The sequence below is a fragment of the Microbulbifer sp. ABH2_005 genome (assembly GCF_056160005.1).
Genome location: NZ_JBSWWI010000001.1, coordinates 1,564,447 through 1,586,614 on the forward strand (window position 1 = coordinate 1,564,447; position 22,168 = coordinate 1,586,614).

The following is a 22,168-nucleotide window of genomic DNA, read 5'->3' on the forward strand; positions in this document are numbered from 1 at the left end:
CCCAGCGAGTTGGATACAGTTTATTCGCTATTCCATGAAAATAATTAGTAAGTGCTTTCATTCTCTTTGTGCAGTTAACGCCCAGCGCAGGCGCAGCCAGCGCGGAGTGCATTTTGTGTTAATGTTTGAGCGCCAGCGAGCAACACAAAAGGTGCGTAGCGTTGGCTGTCGCCCTGCCGCTGCTTGTTAAGCATTTACGGACTCGATTATTGGAGGGCCGAAAGCTACGACGTCCAGGATTTCATTCTCGCTCCAGACCCTGTAGTGCTGTACGGGCCGCTCTTGCACTTCAACATACCATCCATGGCTCGAAAGGACATAGTTCAAGTAAGCTGAACTAGAAAGAACAGATAAAAATCCAGAACTTTTGTACACCTCTCCCGGGAAGTCTGTGGTTGCAGACTCATTTAGACACTGCCAAGCCAAAATATCAGAGAATGACACTCTTGCTACTAAGCTGCCCTCATCTGCTAGAAGAGGGTATACATTTTTGATAGTTGTGCCATCAATATTGATATCTTCTATAAATCCACTCTTCAATTCCTGAAGGAAAATATCCAGTCCATCAGCGTATTCAATTCTATCTAGAACCCAGCTTTGTCCATTGTCGAGTAGTGACTTCATATTTGCTTAACGCCTTGCTCAGCCGCTGCCGAAATGAAGCCGCTTTGTGCTAGCGTAGCGTATAGCATAAAGCGGGCGGAGTGTAGGCTGTCGGATGCAGCAACTTGTTATAAATTTCTAAGATGCTAGCTAAAAATTGAACCAATAACCTCAAGCACACCCGTAACAGCACAAACCAAACCTTCTACGAAGGCTTCCAAAACACCAGTTAAAATCTCAACGATACCCACGGTAGACTCGGAAATAACAGCCGGTAATACAAGGCCAGCTATTGCGGACACAGCAATAGCTGAAGAAACCAATTCAACTCCATAGATTATGCTGTAGCAAATAACGGCAACTATAGATAGTGAGCAAATAGATTGAATAATCCTCAGCAATTTCGATTTTTCTTTTGGTTCACCACTCATTACTTAGTCCTATTTATAACAGCGTATTCAAAAGCAGCTGCATTATATCCCCATTCATATATCCCAACACCATAAGCCACAGGCCTGGCGAAAAAAATCAGAAAATTCAGTCTTTTAGACATAGTTAGTACAAACGTCAGAATGTGGATATGAGAAGCTGCTTATATATCTTGTTATTTCGTGGTTTTTGATCTTATTTGCAATACCTTAAAAGTCAATGAGTTAGCTGGTTGCCCCAGTGGATATGTGCAGCTGCTATTGATCTTGGAGAAATCGAGCAAAAAGTGCCGTAGCTGTACTATTTTCAAGCACTTTTGCTATTCAAAAAGTTACATCTGTGGATTTGGCTAAATAGGGTGGAGCTGTGAGCGTTGGGGAAGGGGGTGGTGGGTGGTTGCGATTTTAAAGTAAAAAAGAGCGGGCAAAGCCCGCTCTTTCTGGTCTTAAGGTCTACTGCACCAAACTAAACAGTTGCGTATTACCACCAGTGGCAACGGTATTAATGGTTTTGGTTTTCTCGGTGGCAAAGCGGAACAGGTAGTGGGGGCCGCCGGCTTTGAAGCCGGTGCCGGAGAGGCCCTGGCCGCCGAAGGGGTTTACACCTACCACTGCGCCGACCATGTCGCGGTTTACGTAGCAGTTGCCCACGTTCACACGCTTGAATACTGCGTCGGCGCGGCCTTCGATGCGGGAGTGCAGACCGAAGGTGAGGCCGTAGCCAGTGGCGTTGATGCGGCGGATCACGTCTTCCAGTTCTTCGGCTTTAAAGCGCACTACGTGCAGGAAGGGGCCGAAGACTTCGCGCTTAAGCAGGGAGAAATCTTCAATTTCTACCACTTGTGGGCCGAAGAAGGTGCCTGTGTTGGGCTTTTTGTTTTCATCGAAGGCGAACAGCGGTTTGGCTTCTTTGGCCATACGCTCACGATGAGTTTCCAGCGTGCCCAGGGCTTTTTCGTCGATCACGGGGCCGATATCGGTTTCCAGTTTACTGGGGTCGCCGAGGGTGAGTTCCTCGCATGCGCCTTTGAGCATATTGAGCAGGTTATCTGCAATCACGTCCTGCACACACAGAATACGCAGGGCGGAGCAGCGTTGGCCGGCGCTCAGGAAAGCGGATTGAATTACGTCGTCCACTACTTGCTCGGGCAGGGCAGTGGAGTCCACGACCATCACGTTCTGGCCGCCGGTTTCGGCGATCAGCGGTACGATTGGGCCCTCTTTGGCCGCCAGCTGTTGGTTGATCAGGCGCGCGGTTTCGGTGGAGCCGGTAAAGGCTACGCCGCCCAGACGCGGATCTTCGATCAGCAGTTTACCTACGGCGGCGCCGGTGCCGGTAATCAGGTGCAGTACCTTGGGGGGAACGCCGGCGTCGAGCATGATACGCACGGCGTGGGCGGCGATGATCGGGGTTTGCTCGGCGGGCTTGGCCAGTACCGCGTTACCGGCGGCAAGGGCGGCGACCACTTGGCCGGTAAAGATGGCCAGGGGGAAGTTCCAGGGGCTAATGGCTACAAATACACCGCGGCCGCCGAGGAACAGTTGGTTTTTTTCGCCGGTGGGGCCGGGCAGCTCGGTGGGCTCACTGAAGTGCTGGCGCGCGGCATTGGCGTAGTAGCGGCAGAAGTCTACGGCTTCGCGCACTTCACTGATGCCGTCGTTTAAAGTGCGGCCCGCTTCCAGGCAGATAATGGCTGCCAGTTCGTTGATTTTCTTTTCATAGAAGTCGGCGATGCGATCGAGAATCGCCGCGCGGCTGTTGCCACCCTGGCGGTCCCAGTCGATCTGCGCCTCGGTGGCGGAGGCGTAGGCTCGCTCAATCAAATGCTTGTCGGTATTGGCAGTGTGGCCGATCACTTCACCGCTGGCCGGGTTGTAGACCGGCTCTTCCGCCTTGCCCATGACACCGTCGACAATAGGGCCACCGAGGAAGTGTTTGCCCTGTTGTTTTTGCAGCTCTTCCAATAAGGGTTCTACAGCCAGTGGGTCGGTCAGTTCGATGCCGTGTGAATTTTTCCGTGGCAGGGCCTCTGCGCCCATATAAATATTCTCCGGTACAGGAATTTGCGGGTGGCGGAGGGGGTTGCAGGCTTCACTTAAATCGAGGGTATCCTGCACCAGTGCTTCGATGGGTGTGTTCTCATCCATAAAGCGGTTGACGAAAGAGCTGTTGGCGCCGTTTTCCAACAGGCGACGCACCAGATAGGGCAGCAGGTCGCGGTGGGCACCCACGGGGGCGTAAACCCGCACGGGCACGCGCTTGCCGTGCACGGCTTCGATCTGTGCATAGAGCAGGTGACCCATGCCGTGCAGGCGCTGGAATTCAAAATTGGTGCGCTCGCCGGCCATTTCCAAAATCAGGCCCACGGTATAGGCGTTGTGGGTGGCGAACTGCGGGTAAATCGCTTCTTCCGCGTCCAGCAGTTTTTTGGCACACACCTGGTAGGAAAGATCGGTATGGCATTTGCGCGTGTATACCGGGTAATCACTTAGGCCCATTTGCTGGGCATGCTTGATTTCGCTATCCCAATAGGCGCCTTTAACCAGGCGCACCATGAGTTTGCGGCCGGTGTCGCGGCCCAGTGCGATCAGCCAGTCGGCCACATGGGGTGCACGCTTCTGGTAGGCCTGCAAAACAAAGCCGAGACCCTGCCAGTCTTTCAGTTCTGGGTCGCGGGCCAGGGCTTCAAAAATATCCAGGGAAATGTCCAGGCGCTCGGCTTCTTCCGCGTCGATATTCAGGCCCATATCGTATTTGGCGGCGGCCTCACACAGGCGTTTTACCTGGGGCAGCAGTTCGCCCATGACACGCTCGCGCTGCAGTACGCTGTAGCGGGGGTGCAGGGCGGAGAGCTTGATAGAGATACCGTTGGCCTCGACAACATCGCGCTTACTATTGTCTTTGCCGATGGCTTCGATGGCCATCATATAGGCGTCGTAATAGCGCTGGGCATCGGCCATGGTGCGCGCACCTTCGCCGAGCATATCGAAGGAGAATCGGGTGCCGGGCAGGTTTTCCTTGGGGCCGCGCTTCAAGGCTTCTTCAATAGTGCGGCCCAATACATATTGGCCGCCCATAATTTTCATGGCCTGCATCATGGAGGTGCGCACCATGGGCTCGCCGATGCGGCTGATCAGGCGCTTCATCCAGTGAGAGGGACGCTCGGTGATATCCGGGTCCAGCTCGACCACGCTGCCGGTGAGCATCAGCCCCCAGGTGGAGGCGTTCACAAAGAGGGAATCCGACTGGCCACGATGGCTGGACCAGTTGCCGGAATGCACTTTCTCGGCAATCAGTTTGTCGGCAGTATCAGCATCGGGAACCCTGAGGAGGGATTCCGCCAAGCACATCAGTGCCACGCCTTCTTTATTGGAAAGGCCGAACTGCTGCAGGAAGGCATCGAGCGTACCGCGCTTGCTGCGCTGCTGGCGCGAGTGGCGCACCAGCTCGCGCGAGGTGTTCAGAATTTTCTTGCGCAGGGCGTCACTGGGGCGGGGGGCGGCCAGGAGCTCGCTAACACATTGGTTTTCGTCGGCGTGCAAATACTCGTGAGCCCGCTCTCGGGCATTCTGGAGATCTCCGGCGAAGTTTGTCGACATATCGTCTCCCAAGCTCTATATCTAGGGTCAGAATAAAAGACCGGATTATGTGCGAAAGTGCTTAGAATTAATCGCCATTTTGGCGACGGTTGTGGTTAAATATCACGCCTAAATGCGTGATTGCCAGTAGGGTATTTTGTAATGTCTCGACAGTTGGAAGATCTGGATCGTATCGATCGCCAAATACTGCGGATTCTTCAACGGCATGGCCGCCTGCCAAACGTGGAGTTGGCGCGCCGTGTGAACCTCAGTCCCACTCCTTGCCTGGAGCGTGTGAAGCGCCTCGAACGGGAAGGTTTTATTCGCGATTATGTGGCGCTGCTGGACCCCCTCAAAGTCCATGCCGGTTTGGTGGTTTATATTCAGGTGACCCTGAATAACACCGCTACCGAGGCCCTGGAGGCCTTTAACCAGCATGTGGCAGGCCTTGAGGAAGTGCAGGAATGTCATATGGTGGCCGGCGGCTTTGACTATCTTGTGAAGATTCGCATTAAGGATATGCTGGGTTACCGCCGTTTTCTCGGTGAGAAGCTGGCTTCGGTACCGGGTGTGCGTGAGACCCATACCTATGTGGTGATGGAGGAAGTAAAAACCGATACCGCCGTTGCGGTGCCCGACCCAGAGCCCAAAAGCAAAACAACCAGGCGCTAGGCCTGGCGTTTGAGCGGTCAGGGATGGCCGAAACGCTCGCCACTTGGCAGATAAAAAACAGATAAGGTTGCCGAGCCGGTGGAAGAATGACCACTTATTATGTGCCTTAGCGGTACAAGTCCGATCTGGACTACACACCTAATTACTTCCCAGCACCGTAAACCTTCCTATTGATTGCAGATTTCCCTGGGGAAAATGGCGAATTGGCAATCATTGTCGGCCGGGATTTTATTATCCTCGTCATAATGTATGCGCGGCGCCTATGCCGCCCGATCCAACCGCGATAACTATAAAGTAGGTACTGTATGGATTTCTCATTGAGCGAAGAGCAGCAGATGATTCAGGATGCTGCGCGACAGTTTGCCGAGAGTGAATTGAAGCCTATCGCCGCAGAGCTCGATAAAACCGGCAACCGCGAGTTACTACTGAGCCAATTAAAAGCCTTGGCTGAACTGGGCTTTATGGGGATCAATATCGACCCCAACTACGGCGGAACCGGTGCCGGCACCGTAGCTTTCAGTCTGGCTATTACCGAACTTGCGCGCGGCTGCGGTTCCACGGCCACGACCACTTCAGTCACCAATATGGTGGCCGAAGTCATCCAGGCGGTTGGCAATGAAGAGCAGCGGCAAAAGTATCTGCCCAAGATCTGCAGCGGTGAATATGCCGCAGGTTCTTTTTGCCTGACAGAGCCGGGTTCTGGTTCCGATGCCGCAGCCATGCGCACCCGCGCCGTTAAGGACGGTGACGACTACGTGCTTAACGGCAGCAAACTGTTTATCAGCAGTGCTGAATTTGCCGGCATTTTTGTCGTTTGGGCGGTGACGGATTCCGAGGCTGCCAAAGGCAAGGGTATTAGCTGCTTCCTGGTGGAGGCCGGTACACCGGGCCTGATTATTGGCAAGGCTGAGGAGAAGATGGGGCAAAAAGCCTCCGTAACCAACGAAGTCTCCTTCGATAACTGCCGAATCCCGGCCGCCAATCTGTTGGGTGAAGAGAATCGTGGCTTCCGCATTGCCGCCGGCGAGCTGGCGGGCGGGCGCATTGGTATCGGCTCACTGGCGCTGGGCATCGGTCTGGAGGCTCTGGATTGCGCTCGCAGTTATATGCACGAGCGCGAGCAATTTGGCAAGAAGCTGGCTCAGTTCCAGGGCCTGCAGTGGCAGTTGGCCGATAAATACACTGAGTTGGAAGGCGCGCGTTTGCTGCTGTTACAAGCCGCTTGGCAGAAAGATGCCGGTCAGGCCTTTGGCCCGACGGCCTCAATGGGCAAGCTGTTTGCCAGCGAAAAAGCCAATGAAGCCTGCTACCTAGCGCTGCAGATTCACGGCGGGGTAGGCTACACCCGCGAGTACCCGCTGGAGCGAATGAGCCGTGATGTGCGTATCACCACTATTTACGAGGGCACTAGTGAGATACAGCGCCTGATTATCGCCCGTCACTTGCTGGATGTGCGTTGATAGCATTTGGCTATCGGTGGCTTGCAGCACAAGGCCTTGTTGATAGTCGCCGATTCATCCCGGGTTTCTAAAATCCCATCCGTTATTGTCCGATCATTATCCTAATCAGGTTGCGCTAGCCAGCTCCGCTTTTCTTAGCGGGGCTGGCCACAAGCACATATTCTCTACCTGCCTATAATCCCTCCTACGCTTTACAGGAAAGTTTTTCCTCCGCTTCAGGTTCGGTCATTTTCTGTCTGTCGGCAGGTTCACTGCAGGGTTTGGAGAGGCTCAAGGTTGGGTGAGAAAAATGAAAAAATACCAGGACATTTTTTTCGGGTTCGTCGCTCTCATCATATTTTTGATTTCATCCATACCCTATTCATTGTCAGCACAAGAGCCAAAGCCTGCCAGTGTGATTACCAAAAAGAAAAATCATGCCGTACTAAAAGAGCTGCCATTTGCTAATCGCCAGGATTTCGCCGATGTAAAGCGTGGTTTTATTGCGCCTTTGCCCAATAACGGCATTATCAACAATAAAAAAGGGAATCCGGTGTGGAACCTGGAGGCCTTCCAGTTCGCCAATGACCAGCAAGCCCCCGATACCGCCAACCCCAGCCTCTGGCGACAGCTTCAATTAATTTCCCAGGGCGGTCTCTATGAGGTGATACCGAGAATTTACCAGGTGCGCAGTGCGGACCTTTCAAATATCACTTTTATTGAAGGGGATAGTGGGGTCATTGTGATGGACCCTTTAATCTCTGCGGAGACCGCAAAAGCCGCATTGGATTTATATCGCGAGCATCGGGGGAATAAACCGATAGTGGCGGTGATCTATACCCATAGCCATGTCGATCATTACGGCGGTGTGCGCGGAGTAGTGAATGAAGAGGAGGTTAAAGCTGGTAGGGTGAAAGTGATCGCGCCCAAAGATTTTTTAATTGAGGCAGTGAGTGAAAATGTGTTTGCCGGTAATCATATGGCGCGCCGCGCCAGTTTTATGTATGGCAACCTGTTGCCCAAAGACCCGAAGGGCACTCTGGGAGCGGGTTTGGGATTGGAGACATCCACGGGTACCGTCACTCTGATTGAGCCCACGGATACGATCAGTAAAACCGGTGAGACCAGAAAAATCGATGGCCTTACCTTTGAATTTTTGATGGCGCCTGGTTCCGAGGCGCCTGCGGAAATGCACTTCTATATTCCCGAGCTAAAGGCGCTTACCGCCGCCGAGAACGCCACCCATACACTTCATAACCTTTACACATTGCGCGGCGCCAAGGTGCGCAATGCGCGAGCTTGGTCCCGCTATCTCAATGAGACATTACAGCGCTGGGGAGGGCAGGTGGAGGTGCTGTTTGCTCCACATCACTGGCCCACCTGGGGGCAGGAGAATGTAATCAACCATTTGAAAAAGCAGCGCGATTTATATAAGTACCTCAATGACCAGACTCTGCGTCTGGCCAATCACGGCTACAACATGGTTCAGACCGCCGAGTTGATGAAGCTGCCCCCAGAGCTTTCCCAATACTGGGCCAATCGCGGCTATTACGGCAGTGTCAATCACGATACCCGCGCGGTATGGAATTATTACCTTGGGTTCTTTGATGGAAACCCTGCGCGTCTCTACCCGATGCCTCCCACTGCTGCCGGGAAAAAATATGTTCAATATATGGGTGGTGCGGCCAATGTGATAAAGCAAGCCAAGAGGGACTATGAGGCTGGAGAGTACCGCTGGGTGGCTGAAGTGCTCGACAAGCTGGTTTCTGCCGAGCCCAATAATCTTGCAGCGCGTGATTTACTGGCTAACGCATTAGAGCAGATGGGTTACCAGCAGGAAAATGGCACTTGGAGAAACTTTTTCTTAAGTGGTGCCAAGGAGTTACGCCACGGTATAGAGCGGTTTCCAGTTCCATTGACAGCCAGCGCCGACACTATTCGCAGTATGCCCACTGTGCTGATTTTTGATTATTTAGGAATTCGATTGAATGGTCCCAAGGCAACGGGTAAGCAAATTGCCATCAATATCACTTTGCCGGATGTCGAAGAAAAATACTCTCTAGTACTGGAAAATGCAGTGCTTAACTATGGAGCTCCGGTAGAGAAATCCCAAAGCACCGTCACGATTAATCGCAGTGATCTCAACGATATTATCCTTGGGACATCGACAATTCAGGAAAAAATGGATAGTAACGCATTGAAAATTGATGGCGATAGAGACCAGTTGAGAGTGCTGCTGTCTTTGATGGATAAGTTCGATTTCTGGTGGAATCTGGTTACTCCAGAGCCGAAGAATAAGGCTTCTGTAGATTAACTCTGAGACTCCTCCTCTTGTTGAGTGTCAGGGTGGGGAGGGCTTGGAGTGTCATTGCATTTGCAATTTAATGGATTCAATCCGGAGTATTTATGAAAGGAAGTACCTTGGAGGAAATGCTTGAGGGGATTGGCACTCTTGAGGAGAGTGCGAGCTTTGAGCTGTCTTTGGGTCAGAATATTAAGATTCTATGCATGATGGCTTTGGCCATAGGTTACCGTTTTCTGATTGCTCCCTGGAAAATTAAGACTCGTGCACAATTCCATGCGGAAATGGAAAAACTTAAGCAGTTACCAATGCGGGTTCCCTCTGAAAAAACGGTATTAGCAGAGGAGGGTGACTCTTTCCTAAAAAAGGATTCTCTGGCGTTCTTTAAAAAGAATGGGTATCTGCCGCCTTTCAAAGTCTTGACTACAGAAGAGGCTGAAAACCTCGAAGAAATGGTGCTCAAGGAATATGATGATGGCTTTCACGGGGTAAGCTTTTATGGAGATAAAATCAGAGAGATAGAAATAAGGCATGGCAAGTGGCCGATTGAAGATGCAGGAACTTATCAAGCCCTCCGTTTAAAACCCTTTAGGGATTTATTGCGTAAGCCGCAAATTGCCCATCGGCTGGCGAGTTTGCTGGGGGATGAGGTTATCTGCTGGCGGTCGCAGTTTTTTTATAAGAAACCGGGAACAGAAGCCACTGTGTGGCACCAGAATGCCACCTTTAGGGAAACAGGGAAAGATGCCAAACTTGAGCCCACCAAAGATACTCCACCAGCACTCATACAGCTCAATGCGTGGATAGCGTTAACCGATTCCACCAAGGAAAATGGATGCTTACGCCTTTTGCCGGGTTCATTTACGGATGCAAGAATTCATTATTTGTACGATTTTGCACAAAATCACCGCGGCCTTTACTTTTCCATGCTTCCTTTCTCTCTTTCAGACCTTTACAGATATACAAAGATTGGTCTCTATGGCTCTATAGTCGGAAAGAGTGCCCTAATATTCCTAACAGCAATCAAGTTGTTGGGTGAGGAATTTTTAGAGAGGTTTGAGGTTCTTGATGTAGAGATGGAAGCGGGAGAGTGTTTGATATTCTCTGCTTTGAATATGCATGCTTCTTACCCAAATACCTCAAAAGATCGTTTTAGATTCTCTTTCCTTGGCCGCTGCACCTCTAGTGATGTGCGCGTGGTGCCTTCAGGGTGGGACACATTCGCTAGTGCTGAGGGTCCTGTCGAATTTGAGTTGCCAGAAGTCCATACTTTTATGGTTTATGGGAGTGATTCACATGGATTCAATAAGGTGTTAGCAGAATAAGCTGGCTTGCCCCGCTCATTTTTTCAATTCTTGGTATCGGCAATGGCGAAAAAAAGTACTTTAAAGGAAATGCTAAAAGGATTTGGCTCTCTAAAGGAAGTTGCTGATGAGTTCCAAATTACTGCGGGTCAATCTCTCAGAATATGGGGGATGATGGGGTTGGTTATACTTTATAAGGTGTTCATTCTACCTTGCCAAAAGAATAAGAAGAAACAGTTGTTTGATGATTTGGAGTCACTGAAAAATCTAACCTTGACTATTCCGCGCAATGTACAGCCGAAGTCAAAGAGAGAGGGCAACTTTCTCAGCAATGAAGATTTGGACTTTTTTGAAGAAAAAGGATATCTGCCACCATTTCAGGTTCTCTCTGAGCATGAGGCGGAGCAACTAAAGGAGGAACTTCAAAAGGAATTTTCCTGTGATTTTCATGGAGAGATTTATTTAAGTGAAAAGATTGAGGATATTGAGAAAAGACATGATCAGTGGCAGATAGAGGGTGCCGGGCTTTACCAGGCGTTACGAATAAAATCACTCAGAGACTTATTTCGCAGGCCACAAATAGCTGAGCGTCTTGCAAGTATACTGGGTGATGAGGTTATGTGTTGGCGAAGCCAGATGTTTCATAAGTTCCCCGGTGCAGGGGGGACAATATGGCACCAAAATGCTACTTTCCGTGAGAGTGGTAAGTATGCCAAATTACAACCCACCCAGAAAATGGACCCCGCTATCATCCAGCTGAATGCCTGGGTGGCACTTACAGACTGTACAGAAGAAAATGGGTGTTTGCGCTTACTGCCGGGATCAATGACAGATGCCCGAATGGATTATCTTTATAGCTATTCTCAAGATAATAAGCTGTTTTATTTGTCTCTGCAGCCCTTTTCTTTTTCATATATGTATACGTTAATCAAAATTGCGCTCTACGGAACTATTTTTATCAAGAGTGTATTATTATTTCGCACAGCCGTTGAACTGCTGGGTGAGGACTATTTTGATAAGTTTGACGTTGTTGATGTCCACATGAAAGCTGGTGAATGCTTAATATTCTCCTCCTTAAATATGCATGCCTCTTATCCAAATACCACTAAAGAGGATTCACGTTTTTCTGCAGTAGCACGCTGTACACCAAATCACGTTAAGGTTGCGCCTTCCGGTGTTGATATATACTCAACCGCGGAGGGTTTGGTCGAGTACAAGCTCCCTGATGTTCCCAATTTTCAAGTGTATGGTAAAGATACTTACGGCTACAATAAGATAATCGAGGATTAAGGTTGTAGGCTATTTTCTAGCTCTAACTCAATATAGACCGCACTAATATTTCTGATACTCCTGAAATGTTATAAGCCCCAGCTGCTTCTTTGTTGTTTCTGTGCAAGCTGGGGTAATAAACATCCAGATTGCCCCTCTAATGAGTAGCCATATCTTCTGTTGTATTGACTGTTGATACTTGTACTGTTTGTTCTTCAGGAATTTGTTTTGTGTGAAAGGTGAGAATTCCATCCTCGATTGGTGCATGAAGAAGTATTTTAGAGTCCTGTTCATAGTTATTCAGAAGGCGCCAAGGGTATTTTTTACCTTGACGTGGCAATACATGATTGCCCCTTTTCACATAACCAGAATTCAGGCTACTCATGACTGAGTTGTTTTCACTACAGCCTTCGGTATCCTCAGCCAAACAGATATCATATTCATGTTTGTCCATGTAACGAAGCAGGCGGCAGATGTAGCGAGCGGAGATATCTGCTTTGAGAGTCCAAGGGGCGTTGGTATAGCCAAAAACCCACGACATATTGGGGACACCCTCTAATAGTACGGCTTTGTAAGTGAGTTTTTCATTGATAGGAACTCTCTCTCCATCTACGCAGAGTTGCATGCCTCCAAGCACTTGTAAATTCAGCCCGGTTGCTGTGATGATGATATCGGCATCGATTCTCTGACCGGATTGCAGTTCAATATAGGTCTTCCCAATTGTTTTAATTTTTCCAGTTTCTACAGACGCTTTGCCCGCGTGTATTGCCTTAAAAAAATCATCATCGGGTACCGCACAAACCCGCTGATCCCAGGGGTTGTAGTCCGGTGTGAAATGGCGCATATCATAGTTCTTGGGTAGGCTCTTGCGCACACCCTTTAAGAATAAGTTGCGCATAAATCGGGGCCAGTGTTTAGAGGCTTTAAAAAGCCAGCGCTGTATTTTTACATTGCGCCAACGGGCGAACTTAAAGACCCAGGAGTTTGGCAGAAACTTGAGAAGCTTTGCAGAGAGTTTGTCGAATGCGGGTACAGAAATAACGTAGCTGGGGGAGCGTTGTAACATGGTCACATGTTCGGCTCGGTCAGCCAGGGCGGGCACCAGGGTTACCGCCGTAGCACCGCTGCCAATAACAACAATTTTCTTATCCTGGTAATCCAGGACTTCTGGCCAGTGCTGGGGATGAATATAGTTACCTTGGAATTGCTCTGCTCCAGGAATCTTAGGAAGGTATCCACGGTGGTGATCGTAATACCCGGTGCATGAGATTAAGAATTTGCAACTGTAGCGGCGGGGCTCCCCGCTGACTGTATCACTGCCCTCCAGAATCCAAAGACCCTTCTGGCTATCCCAGTTGGCTCTGAAGAGCTCGACATTGAAGTGAATATCTTTGCTGATTGCATATTCTTCTGCGGTGTCATTCAGGTATTGGCGAATGGCGGGGCCATCCGCTAGCACTTTAAGCCCTGGCCATGGGCGAAAGTCAAAGCCGAAACTGAACATGTCAGAATCCGAGCGGATGCCTGGGTAGCGGAATAAATCCCAGGTGCCGCCGATTTGAGAACGGCGCTCAAGGATGGCAATTTTCTTGGAGGGACATTCGCGGCGAAGGTGACAGGCGGCCCCGATACCGGAAAGGCCAGCACCGATGATCAACACATCAAAATGAAGCGGTTGCAAAGTCATCATCCTTTTCGAATCTTTAGACACAATAGACTGCGTAGATGCGGGGCCTTTTTATTGTTACATTGCGACAAAAAATTATCTTGAGGCGTCAGCAGACGCTCTGGGGGAGCAGTGGGTAGTGTGATACGAGCCAGTGTGCTTACGGGGTATTCTGAGCTGACAAGGGAGTTGGGGGGTGATGCTGGTGCACTTCTCGCTGAGTTTAATATTCCTGCAGATATAGTCGCTTCTGATAGTCGCCTGCTCCCTCATGTAGATGTGGCTCGCTTGCTTGAAATTACCGCCGAGCGGTTAGAGTGTGGCGATTTTGCACTTCGCCTCGCTGCGCGACAGGGTGTTGACCGGTTGGGGGGCATTGCAGTGATAGCTTGCAATTCCACCTCTGCCAGAGAAGCCATTGAGGCGGTAGGCCGGTTTATGTCACTGCACAGCCCGGCTACTCACTTACGTATTGAATCCGCAGCAGCTGGGACCTTTGCTAGGACTATTGATGGGACCTTTGATCGCTTGGTGTTTGATCAGCTCGATCCGGCCCTGTGCCGTTTCCGGCAGATCCACGAGCAAACCCTGGGCAATGCTTTGATGATGTTGCGAATGCTGATGGGGGCTAATACGGCACCATTGAGGGTCTTGCTGCCTCATGGGGCTCAGAGTGCGCCTGCTGATTACCAGGAATATTTCTCCTGTCCGGTCGAATTCCTATCTGGCTATTGCGCCCTGGAGTTCCCTGCGGAGCAGTTGGACACTCCTCTCGCTTCCGCTGATCCGATCACCAAGCGTTTGGCTACCAGTTATCTGGAGCAGCAGCGTGTTTCCGCAGCGGCCTCACTGGGCACACAAGTTCGAGAGCTGGTGCGGCAATTACTGCCCACTGGACAGTATCAGGTGGGGGTTGTAGCCGCCCAGCTAAGCTTGCACCCGCGCACCCTGCAAAGACGCCTGGCGTTGGAAGGATTGCGTTTTGACTCCCTATTGGACTTGGTGCGCAGAGAGCTGGCTGCGGAGTATCTGTCCAATACCGGCCTGGCTCTGGGGCAGATCACTGGGTTGCTGGGATATGCTGAACAGAGCACTTTTCAGCGGGCTTGTCGGCGTTGGTTTTCGGATACTCCCCGTAACTACCGGCGTAGGCTGGCTCTCGCCAATCAATAGTCTGTGGGTTCGACTTCTCCGGGACGCCAGGTTTTCTCCAGCCAGGGGCCCAGTGGTCCATAGAGGCGTAAAATGACAAAGAAGCCCTTGCCCGGCACCGTCTCAAGCCAGTTGTGTTCGAAATCTTTGGGTGCCTGGGGGCCAAAGTAGATATCGTAAGAGCCATCGGAGTTTTGCATGATCCCCTTGCTCTGGCTGCTTACCGAGGGGAATTTCTGGCTTGTTTTCAGTTGTGAGCGGGTCTGGCTGTCGTAAATGTTCACGGCCCAAAAAGCGTTGACCGGGACATCCGGCGGTAAGTGCAGCTTGTACTTCTTGCCGCCATCGAAAGGTTCCTTGTTTTCATCCACGAAGGCGATGGCATAGTCGGAGCCCTTACCGGGCTCAATGGCGGTCATCGCCGGGCTCACCCCGGTATAGGGGTAGAAGTAGCTGACCCGGGCATCACTATTGATTGTCTCGCCATCGGGGCCGTTGAAGAAAATATTCTTGCCAGGAAATGCCATAACCCAGGCACTGTCAGTTCCCGGATAGATCTTGACGTCTGCTAGGGACTTATCGGTGCGGGGATACCAAACAATGGAGCGTGCGATGCCATTCCCAATCGCCACGGCATCGGTAAGGATTTTGGTCATGCGTTCATCCGGGCTGAAAGCCTTGCCCTTTTCAATGCCGATAGAGGCAAACAGGCCGCGGGTTTCCGGGTTCAGCATGCCGATCCATTCGTATTGAATGACTTCGTTCAGGTGTCTATAGAATTTGTAGTTGTTGGGGTGGATGGTGTTGAAGGCCTTACCTGAGGCGCTGATAAACACCATCCGGGGCGGGTTTCCTTTCTTGGAGAGAGGGTAGATCCTGAGGTGGTCTTTCACATTTTGGGCCGCGGCTTCAAGGGGCTGGTCGCCCGGTGAGCGCATAAACACCCAGACACGATAGGAGCGTGGGTAGACCGGGAAGTAGCCAAAGGGCAGGTTGCCTTTGTAATCCGGTGGGAGAACCAGGTACTTGCCACCTCGCCCCTTATCCGGCCCAGAGCGCCCGATATCCTCCACGTAGCGGAACCAGGCATCGTTAAAGGCACCCGTTACCCCGGGAGGGGAGTGCAGCACTGTAGGGCCATCGCGCTTCAGATCCAGAAAGGCGAGGGTATAAATGGTCGAGGTGTTTCCGGTCAGAAATAAAGATTCAGAATTCATCAGCTGATCAAAGATCAAAACTTCATTTGCCGCTTTGGCACCCAGTTCACGGCCACCTTTCATCAGCCCGTGTACCGAGGCGCCCTGGATTCCCTTCAAAAAGCTATCGACCGCACGCATGTGATCCAGGTAGTCGTAGAGTTTTTCTGCTGTCTCTGGGTAGGGAGCGCCGTCGCGAAATTTAAGCACACCGATACTGCTTTCTATTTCATCCGGCGTATTGATGGATTCCACAGCTTCCTTACTCACGTCCGCTCTCAGGCTAGGATGGAATAGCGTAAAGAGGATTGATAGCGTGAGAAAAATCATCCGCGAGGTTGTGTTGGATTTATGCGGCTGTTGCGTAAGCGGCAATGGCCAACTGTTCAATCTCAATTCCTCTTTAATGGCTTCGGCTGGAGACACAGCGGGGGTCGTTAAACACTTTTATTGCTGTCCCAGGCATCGTTTATTAGATCCGTCACTTGTGGAGTGTCTATATCACTCTTATTCGCTTTTTCTGCTGATGTTAATTTCACATTTGTAAATAAGCTGCAAAAACATCATCGTTTTTAACCGCTATATCGAGTTATCAATTAAGGCCTAAGCAGGTTGATAGGCTATTGACACTGTAGTTGGTCGTAGTTGTTTCATTTGAAACTTTTTGCGCCAGTCTATTTAAAGTGCCAAATAAGCCCGCCACTTGCCTCTCAGGCCAAAAATAGATGCTGGTCTAATTATATAAGCCGCTTCTTTTGAAACCCCTGGATGGCCGATATTTTCACCAACTTTTGACGCAAGCTAGGACATTTTAAAAGCGAGAATTCAACGCCTGTAAATCCTATGAGAGGAGAATCGCCTCCTATCCGAATAAATAAACTGGGGTGAAGTGAGGAAGTTGATGTTGAAGGGCGCTCGAAGGAAAGATTTTTTTACGGCCTTAGGTGTAACAAAAGATCAACCGAAGAGGTTTATTATGTCACTCTGAGAGGGCTGTGATTGGAGTGTGTAGCGGTTGAGAACTGCTAGGTGGTTTTGAAATAAATTACATGAATAGTGAAAATAATTCGCGCATCAATACTCGATTTGCTGTAACGGCATCCGTGCTGAAAATTGGTTCTCACCAAATATCTCTCAATAAAATTATTTTCCCGTTGAATGTCTTGTTCAATAGTAATCAAAAGTCAACATGAAAAAAATTTAGGAAATAATGACTTTCCTGAACTGCGAGTGCCGGAATGAAAACTCCATCACAGGAATTTAAGATAATGCTTGTCATTATGGAGAGCTCACTTTATAAAATGATCGTGCCATGTAGGTGACTTCAGTTTCTTTTAATGGGGGAGGATTGAAGTCACAGAAAAAGTTTTAGAAAAAAAATTTGGACTAATAATGTTCTCGCTTGCCGACCTGTTCGACAGGGTTGTTACTGGTTTCTGGTGTGGAAGCCTTGAAAATCTGACTGGGGAAAAATTAACGGCTCAATGTTGTGAAAGTGCATTGTCTCTTTTGCAGCAGACTGATATTCAGTTGGCCCATGGGGACAGAGTTGTTATTAGGGCACAGAACGATATTTTTACTGTGGCGACAATGTTGGCCGCCTGGCATTTAGGCTTGGTGGTAGTTCCGGTCAAGGGCGATGCAACTCAATCGGCGATAAATTCTATTGCCTCTGACTGCAATGCCAAGGGAATAGTGGAAGGTGAAGAAATCGTTCCATTGGAAACTTACCGGCCACAACAACAGTTATTTGAGCTTTGTACTCCCTCCAGGGTTACAGGTGTCGACCTGGCCCTGATTATCTACACCTCGGGCAGTACCGGTAAGCCAAAGGGCATCATGCTCACTCACCAGAATGTGCTTACCTCTTTGGAATCTCTCTCTCAGTACCTTCGCCTGTCTGGCGAAGATCGTATTTTATGTCTATCACCTCTGTCGTTTGATTACGGCCTGTATCAAGTGTTGTTTGCCCTCTATAAGGGTTGCTCAACAATTCTTTACGATAAAACATTCAATCCTCTGCAGGCTTTGAAAGTAATATCTGAGCTGAAAATTTCAGTGTTACCCATTGTTCCGGCAATGGGCGCCGCACTGGCGAAACTTTTGGCACTGGTAAAGCCCGATCTTTCTGCACTACGCGCTATTACCAATACCGGTGGTCACTTACCGGAGTATGTAATTCGTACATGGAAAGAGTATCGTCCTTCACTTGATGTTTTCTCAATGTATGGTTTGACCGAGTGCAAAAGAGCGTTGTACCTGGAGCCGGAGCTTTGGGAGCAAAAAATGGGTTCTGTAGGGAAGCCTATTCCTGGGTTGGATGCTCGCATCTTTCTGCTCGACGCCCGGGCGAATACCTACAGGGAAGCGCAAGCCAATGAAGTTGGTGAGCTCTTCGTGCGCGGCTCAGGGGTTATGCAAGCTTACTATGATCCCAGTGCTCAAGGGGGAGCGCAAATTGTTAACGGTCTTTACCGGGATGATAACTGGCTCGCTACCGGTGATTTGTTCAGTCGGGATGATGAGGGCTTTTATTACTTTAAGGGTCGCTCCAAAGACCTGATCAAACAAGCAGGCTTTTGTCTGTTCCCCAAAGACCTGGAGAATGTGATAGATGCTTGTCCATTGGTGCACCTCAGTGTGGTTATTGGTTCTACAGACAAATTTCAAAATGAAATAGCAGTCTGTGTGCTCGAACTACAAGAAAACACACCTGAGAATCAGCAGCAGTTCAAAGTGTGGCTAAAAGAGAATCTGGATGCTGATTACACACCCAGGGAAGTAAGATTTGTCGAGTCAATTGATTTGACGGCAAATGGCAAAATTGACAAAAAGAAACTGGAGCGAGAGCTTCAATCCTGAACCCTCTCAGCTGGAAACACTGAGATTTCTCGGTCGGTAGGCATTTTATAAGACGTTTGAAAATAACGATTAGACCGGTAAGTCGTAAATACGGCTGAAATATTTGTGCCCTATAAGAATGATTTAAAATTTCTCCAGGTGATTTCATGAAAGCTTCCTTGGAAAAGCTCGTTGCCCAGTTCAGTCAACAAAAGCAACACTTTTCAACACCGTGCTATGTCTATTCCCTAAAAGATATTGCCGATAACTATCGAAAACTAAAAGATCGCCTGGGAACCTCTCTTATTTATTCTCTGAAGGCGAATAGCTGCCTCGATCTCATTGTACGCAGTGGTCATGTCTTCGAAGATGGTATCGAGATTGCCTCTGTCGGTGAGCTAAATCTTCTGCCAAGGGGGGAAAGTCCCCGCTATATCAATAATCCATCCGCAGATAAAAGCTTTATTAGAGCGGCAATTGCCAGCAAGTGTACCCTGGTCGTAGATAACCTATCCCAGCTGGAAATTATTCGAGAGTTTCAAGGCAAGCGCCCGATCAATCCGTTGATTCTTCGCTTGAATCCCAGCACTTTGGATCAGTTTGATAAAGCACAGGCGGTGACGAAGAAAGACCATTTTGGTTTCGGATGGAGTGATGTTGAGACTGCTTTGGCTTTCTGTAAGGAGCATGACCTAAAAATTGGTGGATTTCATGTTTTCCGGGGATCTTACAATTTTGCCAAGCTCGCCTACAGCACCGCGCAAGCTGCATTGCAAATAGTTGAGAAGTTTGAGCGTGAACTCGGCTATGCGATTACATTAGTGAATCTTGGGGGTGGTTTTGACCTGAACTGGGAAAGTGTCGATTTTAACTTTGAACAGTACAGAGAGCTGCTTGGTGAGTTTCCCTCTCACATTAAAATTACCCACGAGAGTGGCCGTGCTATCGTTGCCAGCGCAGGGTACTTCGTCACTCAGGTTCGCTATGTAAAATCAATAGAAGGGCAGCAGTACGGTATCTGTGATGGCGGCATGGCCCAGAATTTTCTTTTGGCAAAAACGGAAAGCACTTTTAAGCGTTTCAGTCAGCCACTGATATTACGTGAAGGTAAAGTGCTGGAACTTGAGAGTAATACTGAAGGCTGCTTATTGGTAGGTACTTCCTGTAATAAGGAAGACGTGATCGGTGAGATAAAAGGTGCAGCCATACAGCCTGGCGACCTGGCCATTTTCAGTAATTGCGGTGCTTACAATGCGAGCTATACCGTTGCTCCCTTCCTGAGCTTACCTTCTGCCAAGTCTTATCTCATGGAGTAACTTATGGAAATTCAATCTATTGCCGGCGGCTTCGTTGTCACCCAACTTTCATCTGTTTCTCCAGTGCCTGCTTCACTGCAAGACCTTCTTGAGAAGGCTTGCATGCGCTTGTTCGATGCTTCGATGATCATTGAAGACCCATTGACAGCGCTTGCTCCCCTACGGGAGCCATCTGTCAAACAGCCTTTGGAGCAATTTGAACAAACCTTTGTCATTGATCAAATTATTGACAGGGTACGAGACGAGGGGCTTGCTGATCATTTCCATGAAATGATCGGCCTGTTTGGCTCCATTATGATGAGCCTGACCGCTACTGAAGAGCAGCTGGCTCAGGTAAATAGCTGGGTGGAGCAGGGTATTTTTGGCCACTTCCTGATGACCGACCCGGGTGGCCCAAGCCTACAAAGCTGGAAAACTGAACTGCAGGATACCAATGGTGCCCTACGACTCAATGTCAATAAAATTCATGGCATAGAGGCGCAAAAGCTGGGGTTTGCCATGGTTGTTGCCAAACAAGCCGCACGCCCATTTCCAATTACATTGATGTTGCCGCCTGAACTCTGCTCTGAGTTGAAGCAGTCATCTATAGGTGAGGCTTTTTTGGATGGCAAGCTACAACTGGGTAATTGTCGTGGCAGTGTCCCAGTGACTAAAGAAATGCTGCTCAGTAGGGGCGGCCTGGGTAGTGTCAATCGCTTCCTTACATTGGTACGTCCTCGTTTTGTAAAATCCCTGATGCACTTTGTACTCTGGTTGAAAGATCAGGGTGAAGTCGAGCTGTCAGTTGCAGACCAAGAGAGTATCGAGTACCTAATTTATCTGTGCAACGAGCAAACCTCGGCCACGATCTTTTCTATGCACAGTGTGAATAGGGTTTTGGCAACAAAATTTGCCAGTAACGAATTACTTTTACATCTTGTATCTGCAGGTAAAGTAAAAAGTAAGGCCCGCCAGCGGGATCTGTTGGCATTTACCAAGATGGAAGGCAGTTCTTACCGCTGTTTCTTTGAGATTTACAGTAAATCGAAAGGGCATCGGCTATGAGTTTGTACCTGAAGTCGGCAGCCTTTACTCCCATTGAAAATATTACTTTCGCAACGAGTGGAGGTTTGCAAGAAGCCTTCGCTCGAATCGGAGAGATTATTTCGGATCAGAGTAGGCGAGTGCTAGAAGCTGTTTCATCAGAAGCTAGGGCTGAGATTGAGCGGCACTTTCTCTGTTCAACCATGATCGAGCTTCCCTTCACTACTGGGGCTGTTAGCACAGACGACTTAAATCCCGCTGAACAGCAACGGGGTATCCCTGTCACCAGCTTTGTGAATACTTATGAGTGTGCCTCCTGGGGCTACAGCCTGCGTTATTACTTACGGCAAAATCCCACCGCACGCTATGTAATAGTCAGTATTCTGGATGCCAATGTGCTGGATCTGAGCTTTTGGCAGAGCAATGAAAACTGGGGCAAGAGTGGATTTGGTTTATGTACTCTGCTGTTGGAAGTTGAATCCTTTAACAGAGAAGATATCACGGCAGGCTGTGCCGTTACTTATAACACCACGCCAGAGTTTGCAACAATTGTTAGGAAAATGGCCAGCAATGGAAAGGATCTGACCTTGTCTTTGCCATTCTTCCCGGAAAATATACGACAGATTTTTACCCGACTACTGAATGGCTTCCAACAGCTGCCCGATCTTCATGACAGGTGGGGTCATTGTTTTGGCAGTGATCCCTGGTTAAATATTATTAGCCATGGTGTAGCTGGTAGATTTCAAGAGCGTGAGAAATTATTGGCATGCTCTATTGCTTTGAATGGTTACTACTGTACGGCTGAAGTTAGTGTTGATCAGGATAGCACCTTTTACCTGGCGGAGTCGGTATGAGTAAAGTGATAGAAATTTCCAGTAGGTTGCTACGTAATCCCTATCCACAAAATCCTAAACTTTGCGCTGCCCAGACATTGCCTTTGCAGGGAGAATCCGACTTTTTGGCAATTTCCCTATTACCGGTAGGTAATATTCCTGTGCTATTAAGTTTTTCGGAACATTACCAGCTGTTGGTAGAGCTATTGGAATGCGTGGATCACTCTGGTGTTGAGATAGAGACGATCTTGTTACGAATGCAGATGCCGGCGGGTGGCAGGATGCCGAAACTGTTTCTGCAGGAGCGGGTTTTGATGTTGCAGGATGTTCAAACAGAAGAATTAATTCTGCATAAAGCGGGTAAACCTTATCTGGTGATAGAAGATACCTTAGTGCGCCATCCACTGGAGTCTGGCAGAAATAATATTTGCATCCGGATTTGTACTACCGAAGATAGCGACAATTTGATCGCTATGATTTCAGAAAAATTGCTGAATCTGGGCTTTGATAACGTTGAGCAAATCGTCAGGGAAAGGACCGCATAA

16 protein-coding genes are annotated in these 22,168 nt (G+C 49.2%); 11 read left to right on the forward strand and 5 right to left on the reverse strand.

Annotated elements, in window-relative coordinates:
• Positions 1–186: 186 nt before the first annotated feature.
• From ACXAFI_RS06910 to putA, 3 genes are all read right to left on the reverse strand, one after another.
• Positions 187–624 carry a hypothetical protein gene (locus ACXAFI_RS06910; RefSeq protein WP_475108193.1) on the reverse strand — a complete coding sequence of 146 codons (438 nt, stop codon included), beginning with the start codon at positions 622–624 and terminating at the stop codon, positions 187–189.
• A gap of 125 nt (positions 625–749) precedes the next feature.
• Entirely contained in the window at positions 750–1,034 is a 285-nt protein-coding gene (locus ACXAFI_RS06915; RefSeq protein WP_475108194.1) for a hypothetical protein, read from the reverse strand.
• A 450-nt stretch (positions 1,035–1,484) separates the two neighbouring features.
• Entirely contained in the window at positions 1,485–4,631 is a 3,147-nt protein-coding gene (gene putA / locus ACXAFI_RS06920) for a bifunctional proline dehydrogenase/L-glutamate gamma-semialdehyde dehydrogenase PutA (RefSeq protein WP_444922488.1), read from the reverse strand.
• 141 nt (positions 4,632–4,772) lie between these two features.
• Between putA and ACXAFI_RS06925 the strand changes: the two genes are divergently transcribed.
• The 5 genes from ACXAFI_RS06925 (at position 4,773) to ACXAFI_RS06945 (ending at position 11,617) form a co-directional block, all read left to right on the forward strand.
• Complete coding sequence (locus ACXAFI_RS06925) at positions 4,773–5,282, forward strand: Lrp/AsnC ligand binding domain-containing protein (RefSeq protein ID WP_152453935.1); 510 nt, start codon at positions 4,773–4,775, stop codon at positions 5,280–5,282.
• 305 nt (positions 5,283–5,587) lie between these two features.
• On the forward strand, positions 5,588–6,742 hold the full coding sequence (locus ACXAFI_RS06930; protein WP_475108195.1) for an acyl-CoA dehydrogenase family protein: 1,155 nt from the start codon (positions 5,588–5,590) through the stop codon (positions 6,740–6,742).
• 394 nt (positions 6,743–7,136) lie between these two features.
• Positions 7,137–9,035, forward strand: a complete 1,899-nt coding sequence (locus tag ACXAFI_RS06935; RefSeq protein ID WP_475108196.1) for an alkyl/aryl-sulfatase — start codon at positions 7,137–7,139, stop codon at positions 9,033–9,035.
• 92 nt (positions 9,036–9,127) lie between these two features.
• Complete coding sequence (locus ACXAFI_RS06940; protein ID WP_475108197.1) at positions 9,128–10,348, forward strand: phytanoyl-CoA dioxygenase family protein; 1,221 nt, start codon at positions 9,128–9,130, stop codon at positions 10,346–10,348.
• A gap of 42 nt (positions 10,349–10,390) precedes the next feature.
• Positions 10,391–11,617: a phytanoyl-CoA dioxygenase family protein gene (locus tag ACXAFI_RS06945; RefSeq protein ID WP_475108198.1), complete on the forward strand. Its 1,227-nt coding sequence runs from the start codon at positions 10,391–10,393 to the stop codon at positions 11,615–11,617.
• Between the two features lie 136 nt (positions 11,618–11,753).
• Here the strand turns inward: ACXAFI_RS06945 and ACXAFI_RS06950 are convergent, their stop codons facing one another.
• Positions 11,754–13,307 carry a flavin-containing monooxygenase gene (locus ACXAFI_RS06950; protein WP_475108199.1) on the reverse strand — a complete coding sequence of 518 codons (1,554 nt, stop codon included), beginning with the start codon at positions 13,305–13,307 and terminating at the stop codon, positions 11,754–11,756.
• 96 nt (positions 13,308–13,403) lie between these two features.
• On the opposite strand from ACXAFI_RS06950, the gene ACXAFI_RS06955 reads away from it, so the two are divergent.
• The gene (locus ACXAFI_RS06955) at positions 13,404–14,435 is read left to right on the forward strand and encodes an AraC family transcriptional regulator (RefSeq protein ID WP_475108200.1); all 1,032 of its coding nucleotides are present in this window, start codon (positions 13,404–13,406) and stop codon (positions 14,433–14,435) included.
• On the opposite strand, the gene ACXAFI_RS06960 is transcribed toward ACXAFI_RS06955, so the two are convergent.
• Positions 14,429–15,880, reverse strand: a complete 1,452-nt coding sequence (locus tag ACXAFI_RS06960) for a DUF1254 domain-containing protein (RefSeq protein WP_475108201.1) — start codon at positions 15,878–15,880, stop codon at positions 14,429–14,431. The two genes, ACXAFI_RS06955 and ACXAFI_RS06960, sit on opposite strands and share 7 nt — an antisense overlap.
• A gap of 1,122 nt (positions 15,881–17,002) precedes the next feature.
• On the opposite strand from ACXAFI_RS06960, the gene ACXAFI_RS06965 reads away from it, so the two are divergent.
• From ACXAFI_RS06965 to ACXAFI_RS06985, 5 genes are all read left to right on the forward strand, one after another.
• Positions 17,003–18,472, forward strand: coding sequence for a class I adenylate-forming enzyme family protein (locus ACXAFI_RS06965; RefSeq protein WP_475108202.1), 1,470 nt, complete (start codon positions 17,003–17,005; stop codon positions 18,470–18,472).
• Between the two features lie 146 nt (positions 18,473–18,618).
• Positions 18,619–19,767, forward strand: coding sequence for a type III PLP-dependent enzyme domain-containing protein (locus tag ACXAFI_RS06970; protein ID WP_475108203.1), 1,149 nt, complete (start codon positions 18,619–18,621; stop codon positions 19,765–19,767).
• A 3-nt stretch (positions 19,768–19,770) separates the two neighbouring features.
• Positions 19,771–20,811, forward strand: coding sequence for a hypothetical protein (locus tag ACXAFI_RS06975; RefSeq protein ID WP_475108204.1), 1,041 nt, complete (start codon positions 19,771–19,773; stop codon positions 20,809–20,811).
• A complete protein-coding gene (locus ACXAFI_RS06980) occupies positions 20,808–21,644 on the forward strand; it encodes a hypothetical protein (RefSeq protein ID WP_475108205.1) in 837 nt (278 codons plus the stop codon). Before ACXAFI_RS06975 ends, ACXAFI_RS06980 begins: the two co-directional genes overlap by 4 nt.
• The gene (locus tag ACXAFI_RS06985; protein ID WP_475108206.1) at positions 21,641–22,168 is read left to right on the forward strand and encodes a hypothetical protein; all 528 of its coding nucleotides are present in this window, start codon (positions 21,641–21,643) and stop codon (positions 22,166–22,168) included. The genes ACXAFI_RS06980 and ACXAFI_RS06985 overlap by 4 nt, the downstream gene beginning before the upstream one ends.

Bases quoted from the DNA above. Each gene is read 5' to 3' on its own strand.
- ACXAFI_RS06925 (WP_152453935.1), top strand. From the start codon at position 4,773: ATGTCTCGACAGTTGGAAGATCTGGATCGTATCGATCGCCAAATACTG.
- ACXAFI_RS06985 (WP_475108206.1), top strand. From the start codon at position 21,641: ATGAGTAAAGTGATAGAAATTTCCAGTAGGTTGCTACGTAATCCCTAT.
- ACXAFI_RS06970 (WP_475108203.1), top strand. From the start codon at position 18,619: ATGAAAGCTTCCTTGGAAAAGCTCGTTGCCCAGTTCAGTCAACAAAAG.
- ACXAFI_RS06965 (WP_475108202.1), top strand. From the start codon at position 17,003: ATGTTCTCGCTTGCCGACCTGTTCGACAGGGTTGTTACTGGTTTCTGG.
- ACXAFI_RS06940 (WP_475108197.1), top strand. From the start codon at position 9,128: ATGAAAGGAAGTACCTTGGAGGAAATGCTTGAGGGGATTGGCACTCTT.
- ACXAFI_RS06910 (WP_475108193.1), bottom strand. From the start codon at position 624: ATGAAGTCACTACTCGACAATGGACAAAGCTGGGTTCTAGATAGAATT.
- ACXAFI_RS06980 (WP_475108205.1), top strand. From the start codon at position 20,808: ATGAGTTTGTACCTGAAGTCGGCAGCCTTTACTCCCATTGAAAATATT.
- ACXAFI_RS06930 (WP_475108195.1), top strand. From the start codon at position 5,588: ATGGATTTCTCATTGAGCGAAGAGCAGCAGATGATTCAGGATGCTGCG.
- ACXAFI_RS06945 (WP_475108198.1), top strand. From the start codon at position 10,391: ATGGCGAAAAAAAGTACTTTAAAGGAAATGCTAAAAGGATTTGGCTCT.
- putA (WP_444922488.1), bottom strand. From the start codon at position 4,631: ATGTCGACAAACTTCGCCGGAGATCTCCAGAATGCCCGAGAGCGGGCT.
- ACXAFI_RS06975 (WP_475108204.1), top strand. From the start codon at position 19,771: ATGGAAATTCAATCTATTGCCGGCGGCTTCGTTGTCACCCAACTTTCA.
- ACXAFI_RS06915 (WP_475108194.1), bottom strand. From the start codon at position 1,034: ATGAGTGGTGAACCAAAAGAAAAATCGAAATTGCTGAGGATTATTCAA.